22 protein-coding genes and 1 pseudogene are annotated in these 21,140 nt (G+C 62.6%); 6 read left to right on the top strand and 17 right to left on the bottom strand.

The window, feature by feature from the left end; translation table 11 throughout:
• Window positions 1-137, top strand: a pseudogene (locus tag EOA78_RS36850) (cytochrome c family protein); the annotation flags it as partial.
• 107 nt (window positions 138-244) lie between these two features.
• Here EOA78_RS36850 and gph read toward each other — a convergent pair.
• The 10 genes from gph to EOA78_RS03335 form a co-directional block, all read right to left on the bottom strand.
• On the bottom strand, window positions 245-946 hold the full coding sequence (gene gph, locus EOA78_RS03380; protein WP_127313885.1) for a phosphoglycolate phosphatase: 702 nt from the start codon (window positions 944-946) through the stop codon (window positions 245-247).
• Complete coding sequence (locus EOA78_RS03375; RefSeq protein ID WP_127313884.1) at window positions 943-1,500, bottom strand: thioredoxin family protein; 558 nt, start codon at window positions 1,498-1,500, stop codon at window positions 943-945. Before EOA78_RS03375 ends, gph begins: the two co-directional genes overlap by 4 nt.
• Before the next feature lie 21 nt (window positions 1,501-1,521).
• Window positions 1,522-2,208: a ribulose-phosphate 3-epimerase gene (gene rpe / locus EOA78_RS03370; RefSeq protein ID WP_127313883.1), complete on the bottom strand. Its 687-nt coding sequence runs from the start codon at window positions 2,206-2,208 to the stop codon at window positions 1,522-1,524.
• A gap of 62 nt (window positions 2,209-2,270) precedes the next feature.
• Entirely contained in the window at window positions 2,271-3,209 is a 939-nt protein-coding gene (gene cbbX, locus EOA78_RS03365; protein WP_127313882.1) for a CbbX protein, read from the bottom strand.
• Between the two features lie 8 nt (window positions 3,210-3,217).
• A complete protein-coding gene (locus EOA78_RS03360; RefSeq protein ID WP_065010919.1) occupies window positions 3,218-3,652 on the bottom strand; it encodes a ribulose bisphosphate carboxylase small subunit in 435 nt (144 codons plus the stop codon).
• Window positions 3,653-3,670: 18 nt separating this feature from the next.
• Window positions 3,671-5,149 (bottom strand): ribulose-bisphosphate carboxylase large subunit, encoded by a 1,479-nt coding sequence (locus EOA78_RS03355; RefSeq protein ID WP_164783626.1) that lies wholly within the window; start codon window positions 5,147-5,149, stop codon window positions 3,671-3,673.
• A 36-nt stretch (window positions 5,150-5,185) separates the two neighbouring features.
• The gene (gene fba, locus EOA78_RS03350; protein ID WP_127313880.1) at window positions 5,186-6,265 is read right to left on the bottom strand and encodes a class II fructose-bisphosphate aldolase; all 1,080 of its coding nucleotides are present in this window, start codon (window positions 6,263-6,265) and stop codon (window positions 5,186-5,188) included.
• A gap of 12 nt (window positions 6,266-6,277) precedes the next feature.
• On the bottom strand, window positions 6,278-8,314 hold the full coding sequence (tkt, locus tag EOA78_RS03345) for a transketolase (protein WP_127313879.1): 2,037 nt from the start codon (window positions 8,312-8,314) through the stop codon (window positions 6,278-6,280).
• 10 nt (window positions 8,315-8,324) lie between these two features.
• The gene (locus tag EOA78_RS03340) at window positions 8,325-9,197 is read right to left on the bottom strand and encodes a phosphoribulokinase (protein WP_127313878.1); all 873 of its coding nucleotides are present in this window, start codon (window positions 9,195-9,197) and stop codon (window positions 8,325-8,327) included.
• A gap of 5 nt (window positions 9,198-9,202) precedes the next feature.
• Window positions 9,203-10,249, bottom strand: a complete 1,047-nt coding sequence (locus tag EOA78_RS03335) for a class 1 fructose-bisphosphatase (RefSeq protein WP_029350350.1) — start codon at window positions 10,247-10,249, stop codon at window positions 9,203-9,205.
• Window positions 10,250-10,372: 123 nt separating this feature from the next.
• Here EOA78_RS03335 and EOA78_RS03330 point away from each other — a divergent pair, with 123 nt between their 5' ends.
• Complete coding sequence (locus tag EOA78_RS03330; RefSeq protein WP_127313877.1) at window positions 10,373-11,332, top strand: LysR family transcriptional regulator; 960 nt, start codon at window positions 10,373-10,375, stop codon at window positions 11,330-11,332.
• 23 nt (window positions 11,333-11,355) lie between these two features.
• Here the strand turns inward: EOA78_RS03330 and EOA78_RS35820 are convergent, their stop codons facing one another.
• Window positions 11,356-11,568 carry a hypothetical protein gene (locus EOA78_RS35820; protein ID WP_164783622.1) on the bottom strand — a complete coding sequence of 71 codons (213 nt, stop codon included), beginning with the start codon at window positions 11,566-11,568 and terminating at the stop codon, window positions 11,356-11,358.
• Between the two features lie 159 nt (window positions 11,569-11,727).
• Here EOA78_RS35820 and EOA78_RS03325 point away from each other — a divergent pair, with 159 nt between their 5' ends.
• Window positions 11,728-11,928, top strand: a complete 201-nt coding sequence (locus EOA78_RS03325) for a hypothetical protein (RefSeq protein WP_127313876.1) — start codon at window positions 11,728-11,730, stop codon at window positions 11,926-11,928.
• A 27-nt stretch (window positions 11,929-11,955) separates the two neighbouring features.
• On the opposite strand, the gene EOA78_RS03320 is transcribed toward EOA78_RS03325, so the two are convergent.
• The 6 genes from EOA78_RS03320 to EOA78_RS03295 all read right to left on the bottom strand — a co-directional run bounded on the left by EOA78_RS03320 (window position 11,956) and on the right by EOA78_RS03295 (window position 17,131).
• Window positions 11,956-12,585, bottom strand: a complete 630-nt coding sequence (locus EOA78_RS03320) for a hypothetical protein (RefSeq protein ID WP_127313875.1) — start codon at window positions 12,583-12,585, stop codon at window positions 11,956-11,958.
• A complete protein-coding gene (locus tag EOA78_RS03315; protein ID WP_164783625.1) occupies window positions 12,585-13,445 on the bottom strand; it encodes an ABC transporter permease in 861 nt (286 codons plus the stop codon). Before EOA78_RS03315 ends, EOA78_RS03320 begins: the two co-directional genes overlap by 1 nt.
• Before the next feature lie 11 nt (window positions 13,446-13,456).
• A complete protein-coding gene (locus EOA78_RS03310) occupies window positions 13,457-14,245 on the bottom strand; it encodes an ATP-binding cassette domain-containing protein (RefSeq protein ID WP_127313873.1) in 789 nt (262 codons plus the stop codon).
• A 99-nt stretch (window positions 14,246-14,344) separates the two neighbouring features.
• Window positions 14,345-14,836 (bottom strand): hypothetical protein, encoded by a 492-nt coding sequence (locus EOA78_RS03305; RefSeq protein WP_127313872.1) that lies wholly within the window; start codon window positions 14,834-14,836, stop codon window positions 14,345-14,347.
• A 52-nt stretch (window positions 14,837-14,888) separates the two neighbouring features.
• Window positions 14,889-15,815, bottom strand: coding sequence for a YVTN family beta-propeller repeat protein (locus tag EOA78_RS03300; protein ID WP_164783624.1), 927 nt, complete (start codon window positions 15,813-15,815; stop codon window positions 14,889-14,891).
• Window positions 15,816-15,880: 65 nt separating this feature from the next.
• Window positions 15,881-17,131: an ABC transporter substrate-binding protein gene (locus EOA78_RS03295; RefSeq protein ID WP_127313870.1), complete on the bottom strand. Its 1,251-nt coding sequence runs from the start codon at window positions 17,129-17,131 to the stop codon at window positions 15,881-15,883.
• A gap of 225 nt (window positions 17,132-17,356) precedes the next feature.
• On the opposite strand from EOA78_RS03295, the gene EOA78_RS36845 reads away from it, so the two are divergent.
• From EOA78_RS36845 to EOA78_RS03280, 3 genes are read left to right on the top strand one after another with little or no spacing between them, the layout of a single operon-like run.
• Entirely contained in the window at window positions 17,357-19,198 is a 1,842-nt protein-coding gene (locus tag EOA78_RS36845; protein ID WP_127313869.1) for a (5-formylfuran-3-yl)methyl phosphate synthase, read from the top strand.
• A gap of 3 nt (window positions 19,199-19,201) precedes the next feature.
• The gene (locus EOA78_RS03285; RefSeq protein ID WP_127313868.1) at window positions 19,202-19,753 is read left to right on the top strand and encodes a flavoprotein; all 552 of its coding nucleotides are present in this window, start codon (window positions 19,202-19,204) and stop codon (window positions 19,751-19,753) included.
• Complete coding sequence (locus EOA78_RS03280) at window positions 19,746-21,140, top strand: DUF6513 domain-containing protein (RefSeq protein ID WP_127313867.1); 1,395 nt, start codon at window positions 19,746-19,748, stop codon at window positions 21,138-21,140. The genes EOA78_RS03285 and EOA78_RS03280 overlap by 8 nt, the downstream gene beginning before the upstream one ends.

Raw genomic sequence — 21,140 nt, 5'->3', positions numbered from 1 at the left:
GGGATGACGCCACGCTGACGGCCTACCTTCGCGACCCGAAGGCTATGATCAAAGGTACGAAGATGGCGTTTCCCGGCCTCAAGAAGGATGAGGACCTCGCCAACGTCATCGCCTATCTGAAACAATTCTCCAAATGACCCGGTTCTTCCGCATGAAGTAACCCTGTTCTTCCCCGGAAACAACGCGACTTCGCCGGCCGTTCGAAACTGCGTTCGGCCGGCGCCCGCCTGGTGGTTGGCGCCGGTCAGGCGGCGTCTTGCAGCCTGCGCATCGCGGAAGGCAGGTCGAACAGGTTGTCGCAAACGAGATCGGCGCCAAGCTCTTCAACCGGAATTTGGGTGTAGCCGCCACGCAGCAGAATGATGGGCATGCCGGCGGCGCGCGCGGCAGCCACGTCGGCGCCGCTGTCTCCGACCATCAGCGCGTCACGAGGTTCGACCTGAAGCTGGTCGAGCGCCAGCAGCAGAGCGTCGGGCGCCGGTTTCAGGTATGTCACCGCGTCTCCGCCAACGATCGCGCCAAGGTGTTCCGTCAGCCCAAAATGCAGCAGGATTTCGCGAGCCGCCAACTGCGGCTTGTTGGTCACCACACCCATGGCTATTCCGCTCAAGTGGAAGTGGGTGAGAACCTCCCTGACGCCAGGCATCAGCGTCGTCAGGCCGGTGAGATGTCTGCGGTAGATCGGCGCCATGACGCGGTTGGCCTCGTCAAGCGCGCTGCCGAGGAGCGGCGTACCGGAAGCGGTGAAGGCTCGCTCGACCAGTTTCCTGACGCCGCCGCCGATCATGGCCTTAACCTGTTCCACGCGCAGCGGCGGCAGATCGCGGCCGGCCAGCAACTCGTTGACTGCGGCCGTTATATCAGGCGCCGAATCGACCAGCGTGCCGTCGAGGTCGAACAGGATCGCTTTCGACGATCGAAACCGCCTACCCATGCCGACGTTCATGCGGCGTCCTTCCACTTGATCGAGCAGCCGATCGAAGCGATCTGGTCGAGCGGCCCGTCGCCGGTTCGGGCAATTTGCTTCATCGCCTCGAACAGGTCGCGTCTCAGCCCGGGCGGTCCGGCGTCGCGTCGCGTCGCGTCCAGCCGGCCGCGATATTGCAGCGTCAACTCGCTGTTGAGCCCGAAGAAATCCGGAGTGCAAACGGCTCCATAGGCACGCGCCACGGTCTGGCGCTCGTCGTGGAGGTAGGGGAAAGTGAAGCCGTTCGTCCTGGCGAAGAGCTTCATGTTGTCGAAGGAATCATCCGGATAGGCGTCGGCATCGTTGGAATTGATCGCGACAAAGCCGATGCCTTCGGGCTTGAGATCGTTGGCATCGCGGACGATGCGTGAAATCACCGCCTTCACATAAGGGCAGTGGTTGCAGATGAAGGCTACGACCAGCCCGTTCGGGCCGGCGTGGCTGAAGATCGAGTGCGATTTGCCGTCGATGCCGGGCAAAACGGCATCGATGGCTTGCCAGCCGAAATCGCAGACAGGTGGGATCGCCCCCATGTTGCCCTCCGATGAAATGGTTTACGCGGCGTTCCGGATCGCACCGTCGGCTGCCTGTCTGATGGCGCCGATATTGGCGCGATAGGCAGCCTCGGTGCCACCCTTGAAAATGGCCGAGCCGGCAACCAGCACATTGGCGCCGGCCGCTGTGACCAGGGGCGCGGTTTCGGGCGTGACGCCGCCGTCGATCTCGATGTCGATCGGGCGGTTGCCGATCAGTGCCTTGATCCGCCTGACCTTGTCGACGACCGCCGGAATGAAAGCCTGGCCGCCGAAACCCGGATTGACTGTCATCAGAAGCACCAGATCTAGCCGGTCGAGCACATATTCGATGACACTTTCCGGCGTCGACGGGTTCAGCGATACGCCGGCCTTCTTGCCGAGATTCCTGATCGCCTGCAGCGAACGATCGAGATGCGGCCCGGCCTCGGCATGCACCGTGATGATGTCGCAGCCGGCATCGGCGAAGGCGGCGAGATAGGCATCGGCCGGCGCGATCATCAGATGGCAGTCGAAGATCTTGTCCGTTCGGTCGCGGATCGCCTTGATCACCGGCGGGCCGAAGGTGATGTTGGGCACGAAATGGCCGTCCATCACGTCGAGATGGATCCAGTCGGCACCCGCCCGGACGACCGTTTCGACCTCGTCGCCGAGCCGCGAGAAATCCGCAGAAAGCACCGAGGGCGCGATGATTGTCTTAGTACGCATGGTCGTCGGCTCCCATTCTGTCTACCGTTTCCGGTCGCTGCACACCAACCGGCGTCATGTTGTCAGCGCGCCTTCGTCTCCGGTTCGCCTTCGAGCTTACCTTCCGCGAACACGCGGCTGCCGCGAATATCGGATTCTTCAATGGTGATAAGGTCGGTTTTCGTCAACGCCCGGTCGCGCGACGCGAAAAGCCGGTTGGCCTGGCGAAGCCGCGCCCGGTCGAGCCCATTGCGGACCGAGCGGGCGTTGGAGAAATGCGGCAGCCGCATGCGGATCGGGAGATACTCTTCGAGCGCCTTGGCCGCCGCCTCGCTGAGACGATAATTCTGTTCCGCCAGCATGATCTCGGCGATCGATTTGAGTTCGCTGACGCCGTAGTCGGGAAAATCGAGGTGGTGGGCGATGCGCGAGCGCATGCCGGGATTGCTGTCGAAGAAGCGGTCCATCTTGTTCTTGTAACCGGCAAGAATCACGACCAGATCGTCACGGTTGTTTTCCATGCATTGCAGCAGGATTTCGATCGATTCCTGGCCGTAGTCGCGTTCGTTCTCGGGCTTGTAGAGATAGTAGGCCTCGTCGATGAAAAGCACCCCGCCCATGGCGCGCTTGATCACTTCGCGGGTTTTGGGCGCGGTGTGGCCGACATACTGGCCGACGAGATCGTCTCGCGTCACCGCGACCATATGGCCTTCGCGGACATAGCCGAGAAGATGCAGGATTTCGGCCATCCTGAGCGCAACGGTGGTCTTTCCGGTACCGGGATTTCCCGTAAAGTTCATGTGCAGCGTCGGCGCGCCCGAGGTCAGGCCGAACTTGCGGCGAAGTCGGTCGACCAGGAGCAGCGCCGCGATTTCGCGGATGCGGGTCTTGATGGGCTTCAGGCCAACGAGTTCGCGGTCGAGCTTGTCCATCACTTCGTCGATGTTAGACGCCTCGAACTCGGCCTGCAGATCAACCGATTCGTCCTGCGCGGCAGCGCCCTTTGCTATCGCGTCCAGCATGGTTTCGGCTAGCTCCGCTCGCCTTCGGGCCTGTCGGTCGCATAAGGCACGATCGAATAACCCTGGCTGCGGCCGTCGCGCTCCTGGCGCAGCAGCCGGAACCCGGGTTCGTTGGGCGGCCGGTTGACGATGAACGACATGCGCGGCGCTTCCCAGCCCTTGGTCGAATCGAAGGCGGTGACCCGGACATACATGTTGGGCATGGCTTTCCGGCAGCTGTTGACTTCAAGCAGGATGCCCGCCGGGTCCTTCAGGTCGAACATCGGGTTGCCGTACATTTCCCAATAGGTGTTTCGAGGATGCGGATCGTCCGTGTACTCGACGCTGACCGCCCAGTGGTTTTTCAGCGCGTATTTGATCTGCGCCGAAATCTGCTCATCGGTCAGGTCGGGCAGGAACGAAAACTGTCCCTGCGTGACCTTGTTTCCCGGATTGGTCATCATGGCGACGGTTCCTTTCGTCTAGAAGCTGGGCGTTGCGGTTGGCACGAAGTCGGCCGTGTCGGTCGATTCGTAGTTGAAGGTGACGTCCTTCCAGGTCTCCAGGGCCGCCTTCAGCGGCGTGCACCATCTGGCCGCCTGTTCGAGGATTTTGGTCCCTTCGCGCAAATAGTCGCGGCCCTCGTTGCGGGCGAGGATCATCGCCTCCAACGCGACGCGATTGGCCGTCGCGCCGGCCTGGATGCCGTCCGGATGGCCGATCGTGCCGCCGCCGAACTGCAGGATGACGTCCTCGCCGAGATAATGGATCAGCTGGTGCATCTGGCCGGCATGGATGCCGCCCGAGGCAACGGGCATCACCTTGTTGAGCGAGGCCCACTCCTGATCGAAGAACAGCCCGGTTTCGAGGTTCTGCGGTGTGCGCTCCTCGCGCAGCGTGTCATAAAAACCCTTGATCATCAGCGGGTCGCCTTCCAGCTTGCCGACCACGGTGCCGGCATGGATGTGATCGACGCCGGCCATCCGCATCCATTTGCAGATGACGCGAAAATTCATGCCATGGTTCTTCTGGCGCGAATAGGTCGAGTTGCCGGCGCGGTGCAGGTGCAGGATCATGTCGTTGCGGCGTGCCCATTTGGCCATCGACTGGATCGCCGTGTAGCCAATGACGAGGTCGATCATGATGATGCAGGAGCCAAGCTGTTTTGCGAATTCGGCGCGCTCGTACATCTCCTCCATCGTGCCGGCGGTGACGTTGAGATAATGGCCCTTGACTTCGCCGGTAGCGGCCGACGCCTTGTTGACAGCCTCCATGCAGTAGAGGAAGCGGTCGCGCCAGTGCATGAAGGGCTGCGAGTTGATGTTCTCGTCGTCCTTGACGAAGTCGAGGCCACCCTTCAGCGCCTCGTAGACGACGCGGCCGTAGTTGCGGCCTGACAGGCCAAGCTTCGGCTTCGTCGTCGCGCCGAGCAGCGGCCGGCCGAACTTGTCGAGCCGCTCGCGTTCCACCACGATGCCGGTCGCCGGGCCCTGGAAGGTTTTGAGGTAAGCCACCGGGATGCGCATGTCCTCGAGCCGCAAGGCCTTGACTGCCTTGAAGCCGAACACGTTGCCGATGATCGATGCAGTCAGGTTGGCGATTGAGCCCGGCTCGAACAGGTCGAGGTCGTAGGCGATGTAGGCGAAGTACTGTTGCTCGGTCTTGGTGCCGGGACCTGTGTTAGGCACCGGCTCGGATCTGAACGCTTTGGCGCGGTAGAGCTCGCAGGCGGTCAGCCTGTCGGTCCACACCACGGTCCATGTCGCGGTAGAGGATTCACCGGCGACGGCGGCGGCCGCCTCCTCGTGGTCGACGCCGGGCTGCGGCGTGATCCGAAACATGGCGATCAGGTCGGTTTCCTTGGGCCGGTAGTCCGGCTCCCAGTAACCCATCTTCTTGTAGGGGATGACGCCCGACTTGTAGCGTTCCTTGCCTTCCTTGAGGGTGCCTGCTGACGGCATGTCGATCTTGTTCATAACAGGTCTCCTGTTTGCCGCTCAGGCGGCTTTCGCGGTTGCGATTTGCGGGTCGAGCTTTCCCGCGGCGTAACGTTTGGCCATCTCGTCCATGGCGATAACCCTGATCTTCGAGGCGTTGCCCGCGGTGCCGAAGCGCTCGAAGCGATCGCGGCAAAGATCGCGCAAGGCGTCCATGGCGGGTTTCAGGAATTTGCGCGGATCGAATTCGCGCGGGTCCTCCGTCGCGACGCGGCGGAACTGCCCGGCCATGGCCATGCGGCAATCGGTGTCGATGTTGACCTTGCGCACGCCGTAGCGGATGCCGCGCTCGATCTCCTCGACCGGGACGCCAAAGGTCTGGGGCATCTCGCCGCCATATTTGTTGATGATGTCCTGCAAATCCTGCGGCACGGAGGACGAGCCATGCATGACCAGATGCGTGTTGGGCAGCTTTTCGTGGATCGCCTCGATCACCTGCATGGCGAGGATGCCGCCGTCGGGCTTGCGGCTGAACTTGTAAGCGCCGTGCGAGGTGCCGCAGGCGATCGCCAGCGCGTCGACCTGGGTGGCGGTGACGAAGTCGACCGCCTGATCGGGATCGGTCAAAAGCTGGTCGTGGGAAAGCGCACCTTCGGCGCCATGGCCATCCTCGGCCTCGCCCTGGCCGGTTTCCAGCGAGCCGAGCACGCCGAGCTCGCCTTCGACGGAAGCGCCGACCCAATGCGCCATGCGTGCGACACGTTCGGTGATGGCGACGTTGTAATCGTAGCTCGCCGGCGTCTTGGCGTCCGCCATCAGCGAGCCGTCCATCATCACCGAGGTGAAGCCGTGGCGGATCGCCGAAAGACAGGTGGCTTCGTTGTTGCCGTGATCCTGATGGATGCAGAGCGGAATGGCCGGATGCATTTCGGTCAACGCCTCCATCATCTTGGCCAGCATGATGTCGTTGGCATAGGAGCGGGCGCCGCGCGAGGCCTGGATGATGACCGGCGCGTCGCAGGCCTTGGCCGCCTCCATGATGGCGAGGCCCTGTTCCATGTTGTTGATGTTGAATGCCGGCACGCCGTAACCATGCTCGGCGGCATGGTCGAGAAGCTGGCGAAGGGTGATGCGGGCCATTGTCGGGTCCTCCTAGATGATGAGCTTCAGCGCCGCTGCGGCGACGGCTTCGGGCGTGATGTCGAAATGCCGGTAGAGATCCGGGGCAGGGGCGCTGGCGCCGAAACCGGCCATGCCGACGAAAGCGCCGGTGTCGTCGATCCAGCGATCCCAGCCAAGCCGCGCCGCGGCTTCGATGGCAATGCGCGGCGCCGAGCCGAGGACGACCTTGCGGTAGTCCGCATCCTGTTCCTCGAAGAGCTCCCAGCATGGCATCGAGACGACAGCGGCGGCGATGCCGTGTTCGGTTTCCAGCCGTTCGGCGGCGGCAACGGCAATCTCGACCTCCGAGCCGGTGGCGATCAGCGTCACCGCGCGGTGCTTGGCCGGCTCGCGCAGGATGTAGGCGCCCTGGCTCGACCGGTTCTCGACGCTGTGTGGCTCGTCGCTGTGTGCCTCCTCGCTGTGTGCTTGGCGCAGCATCGGCAGGTTCTGGCGCGAGAGCACCAGCACGCTCGGCCGGGTCTTGCTCTTCAGCGCCAATTCCCAGCACTCCGCCGTTTCGATGATGTCGGCCGGCCGGAAGACGTTGAGGTTCGGCGTCGCCCGCAGCATCGCCAGGTGCTCGATCGGCTGGTGGGTCGGGCCGTCCTCGCCGAGCCCGATGGAATCATGCGTCATCACATAGATGACGCGCTGGCCCATGAGCGCCGAGAGCCGCATCGCGCCTCGCGCATAGTCGGCGAAACACAGGAACGTGCCGCCATAAGGCACGAAGCCGCCATGCAGCGCGATTCCGTTCATGGCCGCGGCCATGCCGTGCTCACGGATGCCGTAGTGAATGTAACGGCCGGCATAGTCATCCGGCGCTATGCGATCCATGCCCTTGGTGATCGTCAGGTTCGAATGCGTCAGATCCGCGGAGCCGCCGACTGTCAGGTCGGTCGCGGCGTTGATCGCACTAAGCGCCATTTCGGAGGCTTTTCGCGTTGCAACCTTGGTCGCCTTCTCGACATGCTCCTTGCGGAAAGCGCCGAGCGCATCGAAGACCGTGTCGGGCAGGTTGCCGGCGACCGCGCTCTCGAGGGCCCGGCGCTGCGGCGAGGCCGCAAGCCGCTGCTCCCAGGCGCGCCGCGCTGCTTGCCCGCGCTCGGCAATCTCACGCCAGGCGAACAGGATCTCGTCCGGCACCTCGAACGGCGCGTAGTCCCAGCCGATGTTTTCGCGCGTCGCGGTGATCTCTGCATCGCCCAGCGGTGCGCCATGCGTCTTTTCCGAGCCGCCCAGATTGGGCGCGCCCTTGCCGATCACCGTGCGGCAGGCGATCAGCGACGGCCGGTCAGACTGCTGCGCCGCTTCGATTGCCGCTCCAACAGCTTCCGTGTCGTGGCCGTCCACCGATTGGACATGCCATCCGGCGGCTTTGAACCGGGCCGCCTGGTCCATCGATGTCGACAGCGAAGTCGGTCCGTCGATCGAAATCGAATTGTCGTCCCAGAAGACGATCAGCCGGGAGAGCTTCAGGTGACCGGCAAGGTCGATCGCCTCATGGCTGATGCCTTCCTGCAGGCAGCCGTCGCCGGCGATCACATAGGTGAAATGGTCGACGAGATCGGCGCCGTGGCGGGCGGCGAGCATGCGTTCGGCCAGCGCCATGCCGACGGCGGTCGAGATGCCTTGTCCAAGCGGACCGGTGGTCGTCTCGATGCCAAGCGCATGGCCATATTCCGGATGTCCGGCGGTACGGCTGCCCAGCTGACGAAACCGCTGCAATTCCTCGATCGGCATGTCGTCGTAGCCGAGCAGGAAATGCAGCGCATATTGCAGCATCGAGCCGTGCCCGGCCGAAAGCACGAAGCGGTCGCGATCGGGCCAGTTGGGCGCCGACGGATCGATATTGATGAAGCGGCTGAACAGTACCGTCGCGACATCGGCCATGCCCATCGGCATGCCGGGATGACCGGAATTGGCCTTTTGGACGCTGTCCATCGCCAGTGCCCGAATGGCGTTCGCCATGTCGCGCTCCGAGGCGGCTGCGACGGGCTTCAATGCTGCTGCTTGGCTGTTCATGGCGTCCTCCTCACGACACACGGTTCTTGCGTTCGATCAATTGCAGGATGAGCGGCGTCAGGATCAGCTGCATGGCAAGGTCGAGCTTGTTGCCTGGCACCACTATGGAATTCGGCCGCGACATGAACGAGTCGTGGATCATCGAAAGCAGGTAGGGGAAATCGATGCCGCGGGGGTTGGCGAAGCGGATCACCAGCATCGATTCGTCGGGCGTCGGAATCCAGCGCGCGATGAATGGGTTGGACGTGTCGACGATCGGCACGCGCTGGAAGTTGATGGCGGTCTGCGAGAACTGCGGGACGATGTAGCGGACATAGTCCGGCATGCGGCGCAGGATCACGTCCATCACCGCCTCGGTGGAATAGCCGCGCGTTGCCCGATCGCGATGGATCTTCTGGATCCATTCGAGATTTATGACCGGCACCACGCCGATCTTGAGGTCAGCGTGCCTGGCCAGATTGATCTTGTCGGTGACGACGCAGCCATGCAGGCCCTCGTAGAAGAGCAGATCGCTCGGCGGGAATTCGCGCCATTCGGTAAATTGTCCCGGCGGCGTGCCGTACTGCTTCTCCTCGTCCTCGTCATGAATGTAGGTGCGGGTCTTTCCGGTTCCCCGGCGGCCATATTCCTCAAACACCTCTTCGAGGATTGCGAGTTCGTTGGCCGCGGCATTGAAGTGGGTGAAGTTCGGATTGCCCGCCTTCTCCTCCTCGGCCACCTTTGCCTTCATCGTGGCGCGGTCGTAGCGGTGGAAGGCGTCGCCTTCGATGAAGGCGGCCTCGATATTCTCGCGCCGGAAGATCAGATCGAAGATGCGCTTCACCGAGGTGGTGCCTGCGCCCGACGACCCGGTGATGGTGATGATGGGGTGCTTTGCCGACATGGTGCTCAGGCCCTGAACAGGCCGCGGCGGCTGAACAGCGGCGCACGCTCGCCGATGGCGCTGGGCTCGGTGTGATAGCGGGTGATGCGCGCGACTTCCCGCGCCGATCCGAACACCACGGGGACGCGCTGGTGCAGGCTCTCGGGTTCGATTTCGAGGATGCGGGTGATCGTATCGGTAGCGGCACCGGCCGCCTGTTCGATGAGGTAGGCGATCGGGTTGGCCTCGTAGACGAGGCGGAGCCGTCCCTGGCGGTAACCCTTGCGCTTGTCGCCTGGATACAGGAATACGCCGCCTCGCATCAATATGCGATAGCAGTCGGCGACCAGGGAGGCGATCCAGCGCATGTTGAACTCCTTCTCTCGTGGGCCTTCGGTGCCTTCGAGGCAGTCGTCGATGTAGAGCCGCACTGCCTCGTCCCAATGCCGGTAGTTGGCGGCGTTGATGGCGAACTCCTGGGTGCGCTGCGGGATGATCCGGCTCTCGTAGGCCTGGACGAAGGTGCCGAGCCTGGTCGAGAGGACGAAGACATGCGTACCGCTGCCGAGCGACAGAACCAGCGCCAGCTGCGGCCCGTAGATGAAGAAACCGGCACCCAGCTGGTTCACGCCTGCCTGCAAAAAAGAGGCGGCCGGATTTTCGTCCGGCGCGCCAGTTGCAGGGAGGAGCGAGAAAATTGTTCCGATCGACACGTTGGTGTCGATATTGGAGGAGCCGTCGAGCGGGTCGATGGCGATGGCGAGAGGCGCTTGCCTGTCGAGCAGGACCGGCTGCTCCAGTTCCTCGGAGGCGTAGAGCGCGACCGGAGCGTGGCGCATGGCGTCGAGGAAGATGTCGTCGGCGAAGATGTCGAGATCCTTCTGGATGTCGCCATCGGCATTGGCGCCGCGGGTCCCGGCAAAGGCGGTGCCGAGCACCCCTTGATTGATGGTGTTGCGGATATTGGTAGCGGCCTGCGTCAGCTGACGGACGGTCGCCACCACCGCGGAGCGCAGCTCGTCCGGCGGGCCGAGATAGGAATTCAGAAAAGCATCGAGCGTTGCCGCTGGCATCGTAACCTCCCGATCCAGCCGCCTCTCCTCGGGTCGGCCGGACAGGAGAATGAGAACAAACGCCACCGGATAAGTAAAATTCTATTACTTTACTTCTGCACTAAAAAAATTTTAGTATGTTGCATGAGAAACCTCACGCTCAAGCAATTCAAGACCGTTCAGGCAATCATCAGCCACGGAAAAATCGTCAGCGCGGCCAAGGCGTTAGGCCTGTCTCCTCCAGCGCTGACAATCCAGTTGCGGCAAGTCGAGGAGGAGTTCCAACTGGCCTTGTTCGACCGGACGTCGGACGGCATGCGTCCCACTGCCGCAGGTCTGGCCTTCGTCGAGACGGCGCAGGCGATCGAAGAGCGGCTTCGCCTGCTCGAAGACAGGATGGATGCGATCAAGGGCGTGCGCATCGGCAGCTTGAGGCTGGGCGTCGTTTCCACCGCCAAATATTTCGCGCCGCGGCTCATGGCCGGCTTCATGAAGGAACATCCCGACATCGACATGCGGCTCGCCATCGGCAACCGCGCCGAAACGATCGACAGTCTGAAGAACCACGACATCGACATTGCGCTGATGGGACGCCCGGCCAAGGAAGTCCCGGTGCGTGCCTCGGTCTTCGGCGATCACCCGCTGGTCATCATCGCGCCGCCCGACCACCCGCTGGCCTCGGCACGCGAAATATCCAAGGAGCGGATCGCTGAGGAGCATTTCCTCATTCGCGAGCCCGGCTCCGGCACGCGCATCTCTCTGGAGATATTCCTAAGCGACGTGCCCGGCCGCATCGACGATCTCGGCGTCGAGATGGACTCGAACGAGACGATCAAGCAGGCGGTGATGGCCGGGCTCGGCATCGCCTTCATCTCCGCCCACACCATCGCTGCGGAAACCGAAGCCGGCCGGCTGGTCATCCTCGACGTTGTCGGCATGCCGATCCGCCGGCAATGGTTTTCCGTGATGCGCAGCGATCACGCGATCTCGCCTGCCATGGCGACGTTCCACGACTTCCTGATGCGCAAAGGCGCGATGTACCTGCCCCTGTTCGGCAAGCTCTATCCGCACGAAGAACCGAACACTGGAGGTCGCGCGAGCTAGCGCGCGGCCCCAAGGCGCTTCTGCTAGCCTGCAATTTGTTGGCGCCAGGTCAGTTTCCTGCGCCGATTCGCCCCGCATTCGCATTCGACAAAAGCCTGCGTAAACAGAACGGGCTGCCAGTCTGACGACATCGACGACATGCCGTGATGATCGGATTCATCGGCACTGGAAACATCGGCGCCACATCGAGGCAGCGCAAAACTAAGCAATTCTCTGGAGAACGTCCCGGCGATCATTGGCGTTAGATAAGCGATATGTTATGTTGCAGTGCGAAAGAGCGGGGGCCACGTCCTTTCATAGCCGTAAGCAATCTGTATGTGCGACCCCTGCAGACTGGTCGGTATCACTGAAAACTCCCGGGCATGGGGTTCGGGATTCGATGGGGACAAGGGGTAATGCTTTACACGCTCGTTATGATGGTCTGCCTGACGGATGTGCCGCAGACCTGTGAACAACGCGAACAGATCGTGGACGGCCTGGCGATGAATCCCGGGACCGCCTTCATGCAGGCGCAGCCGCTGGTCGCCCAGTGGATCGAGACGCATCCCGGTTATTTCGTGCAGCGCTGGCGCGTGCTGCCCGGCCGGGGATCGTGAGATCCGCCGCGAAGGTCGAATGAGGTTCTACTTCTTCGCGGCGAGTGTTTCCGAGACCGCCTTGGACAATTGATAAAGCCGCTGCTCGATGATCGTCGGCACCTCACAGACGTAAGTCAGTGATTGGACGCGTTCGTTGAAAATTCGCGTTGCGAATTTCAGCTGTTCGGTTCGCCGTTCGATCTCGTCGGGATCGGCATCCGGCTTTGCCTGCAAAGCATCGACGTCGGACGCTTCCTTGCGCAACGCGGCGGCCATTTCGAGCTGCTTGTGGGCGTAACGGGAAATGCCCGAGATTACATGCGAACGCTCGGCGTCCATGTGATCGAACATGCCTTGCACCAGCATCGCCATTTTCGGCGCAAGCTGCTCGGCCGGCAAGGCGGCGGCGAAATCCTTGATTTTCTTTTGGGCTTCGGCAATCGGTATCCGCCGGGCTGCCACCTGCTCGACCAGAGCGGAGACGGCGGGGTCCTTCGACAAGTCCTTCGCCGCTGGGGGAAGTTCCGGCCCGTTCCAGATCTGGCCGAGCGAGAGTTGCGGCACCTTGCGCTGTATGCAGGGCCAATCCGGATCGGTGTTCGCCGCCTCGACGTTCACGCTCGGCGTGAGCATGGCAACCACAGCCAGGCTGCGAACAAGGCCCATTCGTGCCATCAGGCGTTTCCTCCAGTGTCCTGTTTGCGAGTCATCAGGCCGCGCGAAGGGTCGTAGGCGATGATGGCGGCTGCAAGGAACAGAACAGTGCAACCGGCGACGACGCCCAGCGACAGCCAGTTAACCTGCCCGTAGAAGGCGAAGCGGATCAACTCGACCGCATAGGTGAACGGGTTGGCGAGGCAGATTTTGTAGAGCAGCGGGCTCGCCTCCTGGATGCGCCACAATGGATAGAGCGCCGGAGAGGCGAAATAGCCGGGAAAGATGACGAAGTTCATGATGCCGGCGAAATTTTCGAGCTGCTTGATCATCGACGACAAAAGCATGCCGAGCGCGCAAAGCATCATGCCCGACAAGAACAACGCCGGCAGCACCATGAGATAGCCGATCGGCGGCGCCTTGACGCCCCAAAACCAGGCAATGATCAGGAACGCGTAGACCTGCGCAATCGATACGGAGACGCCGGCGAGCATCTTCGACACCAGCAGGAACCAGCGCGGGAAGGGGCTGACCAAAAGGGTGCGCATGTTGCCCATCTCGCGGTCATAAACCATCGACAGCGAAGACTGCATGCCTGAGAACAGCAGGATCATGCCGCACAAGCCCGGCGTGATGTAGACCTCGTAGAGCACGTAGGTCTTGTAGGGCGGGATGATCGATACGCCGAGCACCTGCCGGAATCCGGCGGCAAAAATGAACAGCCAGATGAGCGGCCGAACCAGCGAGGATATGAAGCGCTCGCGCTGGTGCAGGAAGCGCAGGCACTCCCGCAGGACGACGCCTTTGAGGCAAATGAGATAATGGCGCAGGCCGAATTTTTCGAACTTCACCGGGATGATGCCGGCGACTTTCTCGGGCATTGCGGGAGCGCTCATGGCGATATCTCCGCGATGCCGGCTGCCTCGATGCGGCTGAGCCTCGAAAAGGCGTCGCGGATCGAACCGGCGCCGCTCGTCCTGACGACATCGGCAACCTTGCCCCTGGCGACCAGTTCGCCCTGCCGCAGCACGACGACATGGTCGCCGTCTTTAACCTCGTCGATCAGATGCGTCGCCCACAGGACGCCAATGCCCTCGGTTTCGACGAGCTTGCGGATGGTGGCGAGAATGCCCGCTCGCGACTGGATGTCGAGACCGACGGTCGCCTCGTCGAGCAGCAGCAGGGAAGGGCGGTGGAGCAGCGCCCTGGCGATCTCGATGCGCCGCATCTGGCCGCCGGAAAGACTGCGTGCCTTGTCATGCTGACGGCCCTGCATGTCGACCGTATCGAGCAGCGCGGCAATGCGCTGCCGGGCCTCGCGTCCGCCGATGCCATGCAGCGCGGCGTGATAGGAGAGGTTCTGGTGGACGCTGAGATCGAGGTCGAGCGTGCGGGCCTGGAACACGATGCCGACACGCCTGAGCGCTTCGCCAGAAGCGCGGCTGACGTCATGACCGAAGATGCGGATCGATCCGCGGCGCGTGTCGTAAAGATGGCTTATCAGCGAGAACAGAGTTGTCTTGCCGGCGCCGTTGAGGCCGAGAAGGACGGTGAAGGTCGCCGGCGCGATCGAGAATGAGACGTCGTTGAGCGCCCGCTTCGGACCATAGGAATGGCTGACGCCGGCGACGTCGAGCGCCGCCACCTCATCTTCTGGTCCGCTTGTCCTCACATGCTGCACGCGGCTGGCTCCTTGTCGTCGACGATAGTCTAGCGCACCTAGCGCACCAGGAGTCTAGCGCACCGGGCCCGATCGCGAAGGTCCCGCTTTCCGGTGATCCTACTTGATTGTGATTGTGCCCTTCATGCCTCTGTCGGCGAGGTCGGGCACCGACCATGTGTAGATGCCGGGCCTCACGGTGGTGAACTGTACCTGGATGGTGCCGTCGGAGTCGAATTCGAGCCATGCGGGTGCGCCGTTCATGTGCACCTCGAGGTTATTGATCACGATCTGGTTGTTCCACACATTGCGGAACAGGTCGGTATGGAATTTGTACTCCAGCCCGCCCGCCGCGGTGATCTTCCAGCGATAGCCCTGGCCGGCGATCAGCTGGAAGTCCTTCTGGTTGGCGGTGAACTGGTCTTCCTTGCTGCCGAGGATAAGTTCCGGCACGTCCTTGCTGGCCCGGGTTGCCTTCTCGGCTTCGGGGCTGGCGTCGGTTTTGGTGGCCGCACCGGCGGCTGCGTCGTCATCGTCCTGCGCCCAGACCTGGCCCTGCGTGAGTGCCATGCCCATCAGCGCAGCGAACGTGACGGCCCGAAATTTCCGCATGATTTCCTGCCCTTCTGCTGTTTTTCTGTCTGTTTGATTCAATTGGGTTGATTCAATTGGGCGAGACGACGACGCCCCATGGCAGCGCGCCGACGGTCACCGACTGCACCGGCTCGTCGGTCTCCACGTCGATGAAGGTGATGTCGTTCGACACGCCGTTGGTCGAGATGATGGTTTTCTGGTCCGGCGTGAAAGCGAGCTGCCAGACGCGTTGGCCGACCAGCACGTATTTCTCGACCTCGTATGTCTGCGTGTTGATCACCGCGACGCGGTTGGCCGGTCCGAGCGCCACATAGGCTTTCTTACCGTCGGCGGTGATGCGCACACCGACCGGCTGGATCGATTCGGCCCTCAGGCCGGCAATCTCGAAGGTGATCTTCTGGACAACTTCGCGCGTTTGATTGTCGATCACCGAAACAGTGCCGCCGATCTCGGCACTCACCCAGGCCTGCTTGCCGTCGGGGGTGAACTCGACGAAGCGCGGACGCGCATCCACCAGCACGTTGTCGGTGATCTCGTGGGTCGACGTATCGATGAAATGCGCCATGTTTGTCGTTTCCGACGTATTGATCATGATCTTTCCGTCCGGGCTGACGCCCATGCCTTCCGGTTCGACACCGACCGGAATTTCAGCCAGCACCTTCTTATTCTCGATGTCGATGACGGTGACGAGATTGTCGTCCTCATTGGCGACATAAAGCGTCTTGCCGTCAGGCGAGAGCACGAAGAGCTCCGGGTCGGGCCCGGAGGGCAAGGTATCGACGATCTCCAGGGACGCCGTGTCGATCACCTCGATCGAATCGTCGTCGCTGGCGCAGAGATAAATGTGCTTGCCGTCATGCGAGATGGTGATGCCGCGCGGACGTTGCCCGACATTGACGGTCTTCACCACCTGCATCGTCGCGGTGTCGACGACGGACATCGTGTTGTCCTTCTCGTTGGAAACATAGGCCATGTAGGCCGACGCTGGGCCGGCCATGAAGCCGGTCGCGAGAATGGCAAGTGCGCAAGCTCGTCTCTGCACTGAATTCCTCCCAATTGGTTCTACTTAAGCACGCATTTTGTTTCGGGTTCATCGACCCCGAGCGTATCGAGCTCGGACATCTGGTGCAAAAAACCCTCCTGCGGCGATGTCGAGACGACCGATCGGCCGTCGCCGAGGAAGATCGGCTGCCGCAACTGCTGGTTCCACTTACGGAAGGTCAGTTTCTGCCCCTTGAACGCGGCGATCGAAAAATCGTCGGAGCGGATGAAGTCGGCCATCTTGCGCGGGTCGGCACCTTGCGTGCGGGTCGCCGCCTCGCCGAGGATGCGCACCGCGGTCCATGCCGCCATATCCTTCGACATCATGCGGCGGCCGTTTGCCTTGGCGAAGCGGTTCTGGATCTGGGTGCCGCCCCATTGCTCGCTGGCCGGATGCCAGGCCGACGGGGTGAGGCCGGCGGTGCCGGCGACCGGCCGCGGAGTCCAGGTGCGGAACGGAACGTAGGTGCCGAACACCTCGCTTTCGTCGGCGACCAGCAACACATCGTGCTCCGGCAGATCCTGGGTGAAGACAGGCATCTGCCGCTGGATCTGGACGACGCCGGAATCGGTCCGCCTTGCCGTTCCGGTATCCTCGAACAGCTTTTCGCCGACGATCTCGCCGCCGAAGCGCGTCGCCGCCCGGCGCAGGGCCTCGGCAAAAAGCTGGTCGCGCTCGTGCGAGCCGTAGATCAGCACCCAGCGCCGCCATTGCTTCCAGATCAGATATTGCGCCAGCCCGTCGGCCAGCATGCTGCGCGTCGGGATGGTGTGGAAGATGTTGGCGCGGCATTCCTCCTCGCGAAGACTGTCGTCGGTGGCGCCGGCATTGAAGATCAGAACGCCGTTGTCGCGGGCAAGATCGGCGATCGCCAGCAATTGTTTGACCGAGAGGTCTGCGATCACGTAGCGGTCGCCTTTGGCGATCATTTCCTGGAAGGCCGCAACGACATCCGCGTCCGGATTTACCTCGATCACGTCGAGGCTGAATTTCTGGCCGAGGAAGCTGCCGGTCGTGTTGTTGTCGGCAATCGCGACATTGCCGCCGGCAACGCCTTCATCGCGGGGCGGGACGTCGAGCACCGACAAAGCGAGCTGCGGCGCATAGGCGCGTAAATAGCCTATCTTGATTTCGGTCAGCTTTTTTTCCGGCTTGGCCGTTGCGGCCGGTTGCTTGCCTGTCGCTTCCTGGGCCAGCGCGCCCGGAACGTTGACGGTCAGGGAAAAAAAGCACAAAAAGGCCGCGAGAGTGCCCGGCACCGCGCTCGTCATCGATGAAATTACCCGTTCTTGCGCTAAAGTCCGATTGTTGTCGGACCGGCGCGAAGTCAAGGTGCCCGTGATGAGCTTAGCTGACCCGCAAATTTTATCAAACCCTGAAAGTGGACTTGTCGCGTCTGCTTTAGTGGCATGCCTGCTCGCCGGAACCGCAACTGAGCGGATTTCGGTATCCGGACCCGAGAGCGTCCTGTCCCTCATGCCGGAGAAAGTCTTCCAATGACCAGAATGCTGGCCAGTGTCACCGGCGTCGACGAGGCGGAGATCGCGCTTTCGGGTGGCGTCGACATCGTCGACCTGAAGGATCCGAAGGCGGGGGCGCTTGGCGCGGTATGCACGCAAACCATCCGCCGGGCGATTTCATTCATCGCCGGCCGGGCGCCGGTCAGCGCGGTCTGCGGCGACCTGCCGATGGAACCGGAGACGATCCGCGGCAAGGCCGAAGAGATCGTCGCGACCGGCGTCGATTATGTCAAGATAGGCTTTTTCCCGTCGGAAAATGTCTCCGCCTGCGCGGCGGCGCTCGAGCCGCTCGCCGCGCGAACGAAACTGATCGCCGTGCTTTTCGCCGACCTGGCGCCGGATTTCGAGCTTCTGCCGATGCTGGCCAAACATCGCTTCCATGGCGCCATGGTCGACACTGCGATCAAGGCAAACGGGCGGCTGCTCGACCATCTGCCGCCCGAGCGTATCCCGGGTTTCATCGATCGAGCCAAATCGCTCGGTCTGATTGTTGGCCTGAGCGGATCGCTGGAAACCCCTGATATTCCGCGCCTGCTGCCCTTCGCTCCCGATTTTCTCGGCTTTCGCGGGGCACTGTGCGGCCACTCCGGCCGCGTGGGTTCGATCAGTGCCGAGGCCGTTGCGCAGATCCGCGAGTTGGTCCCGGAAGAATCCCGGGCCGGCGGCCCGTCGAGCGTCGACTACCGCCTGCTGGCGGCGAGGGGCTATTCGCCGGGCACCGACCCGACGCTGGGCACCGACAAGATCTTCGTGCGGGATTTTGTCCTACCGGTTCAGATCGGCGCTTACAGCTTCGAGCATGGCCATACACAGAAGGTGCGTTTCGACGTGACCGCCGACGTGCTGCAAGTCACCGACCATCCCGAAGACATGCGCCATGTGTTCTCCTACGACATTATCATGGACGGCATTCGCACCATCGTCGCGCGGGGCCACGTCGAGCTTAGCGAGGCCTTGGCCGAGCAGGTGGCGACCTACATTCTGGAGAACCCGCGTGTCGTGCGCGTCACGGTAAGGGTGGAAAAACTCGAACTCGGCCCAGGCGGCGTCGGCGTCGAGATCGAACGCAAGCGCCAAGCGGCAGGCCGCGGCGTCGCCTCCGGCCCTGCCGGCCGAAAAGGTCAAATCGCTGCTTCCCAGGCGCGACAAGAAAGGCCTGAGGCCATCAGGCGAGCCGCCGTCAAGCCGTCCGTCGTCAAGCTTGGCGGCAGCACGGTCCATGCGGCGGAAATGGAAAGCTGGATCGCGGCGCTGGCGGGTTCCAAGCTGCCTGTCGTCATCGTGCCCGGCGGCGGCCTCTTCGCCGACCAGGTGCGTGAGACGCAGTTCCGCATGGATTTTTCCGATACCGCTGCCCACGCCATGGCGATCCTCGCCATGGAGCAGTTCGGCCAGGTCATACTCGACCGTGACGAAAGGCTGGCGCCGGCACGGTCGCTGGAAGAAATGGTGCGAGCGTTGGATGAAGGGAGGGTACCGGTGTGGCTGCCGTCGTCATTGGCCCTGTCGGCGCCGGACATTCCGGCGTCCTGGGACATTACCTCCGATTCCCTTGCCGCCTGGCTTGCCGGCAAGCTCGGCGCGAATGCGCTGCTGCTGATCAAGCAGACCGGCGCCTTCTTCGGCAGCGACACGATCGACGGCCTGGCAGTCAGAGGCATCGTCGATGCCGGTTTCGCCGCTATGCTGCCCGACGGTGTCGATTTCCATCTCGCCGGTCCGAAAGATGCAGCCGAAGCCGGGGCGCTACTCGCGTCGGGCAATCTGCCCGGGATCCGGATCGCGGCTCCGATCCGGTCGGCAAGAAAAGCAGGGTAGGCGATGGCGACGCTGCATACGCCGCGCTGGGCATGGGTTTTGACCGGTTCCGGTCATTTTTTTACGGAGAGCTTCGCACTCATTCACCAGATAGAGCATTGCGATGTCTTTGTGTCGAAAGCCGCCAACGAAGTCCTGCACATGTACAAGCTCAAGCTCGAATTCCCGGAGACGACGCGCGTGCTGCACGACAAGACGGCGAGCGCGATCCCGGTCGGCGAATTCTATCACGGTGTCTATCACACGGTGGTGGTGGCGCCGGCCAGTTCCAACACGGTTGCCAAGTGCGTGCACGGCATTTCCGACACGCTCGCCACCAACGTCTTTGCCCAGGCCGGAAAATGCCGGGTGCCGGCCATCGTCTTTGCATGCGACACCGCGCCGGAACTCGAAACCATGGCGCCGCATGGGCTTGTCAAGGTCTATCCGCGCAGGATCGACCTGGAGAATACCAACCTGCTGAAGAGCTTCGAGCGGACCCAGGTGGTCGAGTCGCTTGCCGATCTCGAAGCTTCGGTCAGACGGCGCCACGCCGAACTCGCAAGCCATGGCTGAGCGGCTGGTCTTTCTTACCGGCCATCTGGCCAAGGTCCGGCTGGAAAGGCTGCTGGCCGGACTGGGCGAAACCGAATTTGCGTGGGAGATCATCGACATCGGCGTCAAGGTCGCCGCGCTGATGAGCGAAGACATCATCAAGCGGCGGCTCAGCCTGACAGGCGGCGGCGACCGCGTCATCCTGCCCGGCCGCTATCGCGGCGACCTCGAGCATCTGTCGAACCATTTCGGCGTGCCCTTTGTACGCGGTCCCGACGAGATCGCCGATCTGCCGGCCTTTCTCGGCCGGGCGGGCGAGCCGCCTGACCTTTCTTGCCACGACATGCGCATCTTCGCCGAAATCGTCGACGCGCCGATGCTGTCGGTCGAGGCGCTGGTGGCGAGGGCACGGACGCTGGCTGCGGCCGGTGCCAACGTCATCGATCTCGGCTGCCTGCCGGAAACGCCGTTTCCATTGCTGGAAGAGGCCGTGATCGGGCTGAAGGCACAGGGATTTCTGGTCAGTGTCGATTCGGCCAGCACGGACGAACTGTCGATCGGCGCACGCGCCGGTGCGGACTATCTTCTCAGTCTCGATGAGAACACGCTGCCGTTGGCCTTCGATTGCAAGGCCGCACCAGTGCTGATCCCGTCCACCCCCGGCGATTTGGATTCGCTCGGCCGGGCCATCGAAGCGGCGCAAAAGGCCGGCATCGCCTTCATCGCCGATCCCGTGCTCGACCCGATCCATTTCGGCTTTGCGGCCTCACTTGCGCGCTTCATCGAGGCGCGGCGGCGCTGGCCCGACATCGAACTGCTGATGGGCACCGGCAATCTCACCGAATTGACCGACGCCGACAGTTCCGGCGTTACCGCGGTTCTGGCCGGGCTCTGCTCGGAACTTCAGATCCGAAACGTGCTTGCCGTGCATGTCAGCCCGCACACGCTGCGAACGATCGAGGAGCACGATGTTGCCCGCCGCATCCTGTTTGCGGCGAAGAACGACGGAGCGCTGCCGCGGAGTTACCATCCAGGGCTGCTGCAGGTTCACGACCGCAAGCCGTTTACGGCCTCGACCGAGGATATCGCAGCACTCGCAGCGGAGGTGCGCGACAACAACTTCCGCATCATGACCGCCGAGGACGGCATTCATGTTTTCAACGGCAAGGGGCATGCAGTTTCCAGGGATGCGTTCGAACTCTTTGCCGGGCTTGGCGTTGAGGCAGATGGCGCGCACGCGTTCTATCTCGGCGCGGAACTGATGAAGGCCGAGATCGCGTGGCGCCTCGGCAAGCGCTATGTGCAGGACGAGCCGCTCGCATGGGGCGTTGCCGCGCCGGCTCCCGAAACCGACCGCAGCCGTCTTGCGGAAGCGGGCCACACGCTTCGCGCGAAGAAAGAGCGCTAA

Source organism: Mesorhizobium sp. M5C.F.Cr.IN.023.01.1.1 (assembly GCF_003997585.1).
GTDB lineage: Bacteria > Pseudomonadota > Alphaproteobacteria > Rhizobiales > Rhizobiaceae > Mesorhizobium > Mesorhizobium wenxiniae.
This window is presented reverse-complemented; position numbering and strand designations above follow the sequence as displayed.

Bases quoted from the DNA above. Each gene is read 5' to 3' on its own strand.
- rpe (WP_127313883.1), bottom strand. From the start codon at position 2,208: ATGCGTACTAAGACAATCATCGCGCCCTCGGTGCTTTCTGCGGATTTC.
- EOA78_RS03360 (WP_065010919.1), bottom strand. From the start codon at position 3,652: ATGATGACCAATCCGGGAAACAAGGTCACGCAGGGACAGTTTTCGTTC.
- EOA78_RS35820 (WP_164783622.1), bottom strand. From the start codon at position 11,568: ATGATCGCCGGGACGTTCTCCAGAGAATTGCTTAGTTTTGCGCTGCCT.
- EOA78_RS03355 (WP_164783626.1), bottom strand. From the start codon at position 5,149: ATGCCGTCAGCAGGCACCCTCAAGGAAGGCAAGGAACGCTACAAGTCG.
- EOA78_RS03285 (WP_127313868.1), top strand. From the start codon at position 19,202: ATGGCGACGCTGCATACGCCGCGCTGGGCATGGGTTTTGACCGGTTCC.
- EOA78_RS03280 (WP_127313867.1), top strand. From the start codon at position 19,746: ATGGCTGAGCGGCTGGTCTTTCTTACCGGCCATCTGGCCAAGGTCCGG.
- EOA78_RS03330 (WP_127313877.1), top strand. From the start codon at position 10,373: ATGAGAAACCTCACGCTCAAGCAATTCAAGACCGTTCAGGCAATCATC.
- EOA78_RS03340 (WP_127313878.1), bottom strand. From the start codon at position 9,197: ATGTCGGCAAAGCACCCCATCATCACCATCACCGGGTCGTCGGGCGCA.
- EOA78_RS03335 (WP_029350350.1), bottom strand. From the start codon at position 10,249: ATGCCAGCGGCAACGCTCGATGCTTTTCTGAATTCCTATCTCGGCCCG.
- EOA78_RS03375 (WP_127313884.1), bottom strand. From the start codon at position 1,500: ATGGGGGCGATCCCACCTGTCTGCGATTTCGGCTGGCAAGCCATCGAT.
- cbbX (WP_127313882.1), bottom strand. From the start codon at position 3,209: ATGCTGGACGCGATAGCAAAGGGCGCTGCCGCGCAGGACGAATCGGTT.
- EOA78_RS03305 (WP_127313872.1), bottom strand. From the start codon at position 14,836: ATGCGGAAATTTCGGGCCGTCACGTTCGCTGCGCTGATGGGCATGGCA.
- fba (WP_127313880.1), bottom strand. From the start codon at position 6,265: ATGGCCCGCATCACCCTTCGCCAGCTTCTCGACCATGCCGCCGAGCAT.
- EOA78_RS03315 (WP_164783625.1), bottom strand. From the start codon at position 13,445: ATGCCCGAGAAAGTCGCCGGCATCATCCCGGTGAAGTTCGAAAAATTC.
- EOA78_RS03295 (WP_127313870.1), bottom strand. From the start codon at position 17,131: ATGACGAGCGCGGTGCCGGGCACTCTCGCGGCCTTTTTGTGCTTTTTT.
- EOA78_RS03320 (WP_127313875.1), bottom strand. From the start codon at position 12,585: ATGGCACGAATGGGCCTTGTTCGCAGCCTGGCTGTGGTTGCCATGCTC.
- tkt (WP_127313879.1), bottom strand. From the start codon at position 8,314: ATGAACAGCCAAGCAGCAGCATTGAAGCCCGTCGCAGCCGCCTCGGAG.
- gph (WP_127313885.1), bottom strand. From the start codon at position 946: ATGAACGTCGGCATGGGTAGGCGGTTTCGATCGTCGAAAGCGATCCTG.
- EOA78_RS36845 (WP_127313869.1), top strand. From the start codon at position 17,357: ATGACCAGAATGCTGGCCAGTGTCACCGGCGTCGACGAGGCGGAGATC.
- EOA78_RS03325 (WP_127313876.1), top strand. From the start codon at position 11,728: ATGCTTTACACGCTCGTTATGATGGTCTGCCTGACGGATGTGCCGCAG.
- EOA78_RS03300 (WP_164783624.1), bottom strand. From the start codon at position 15,815: ATGGCCGGCCCAGCGTCGGCCTACATGGCCTATGTTTCCAACGAGAAG.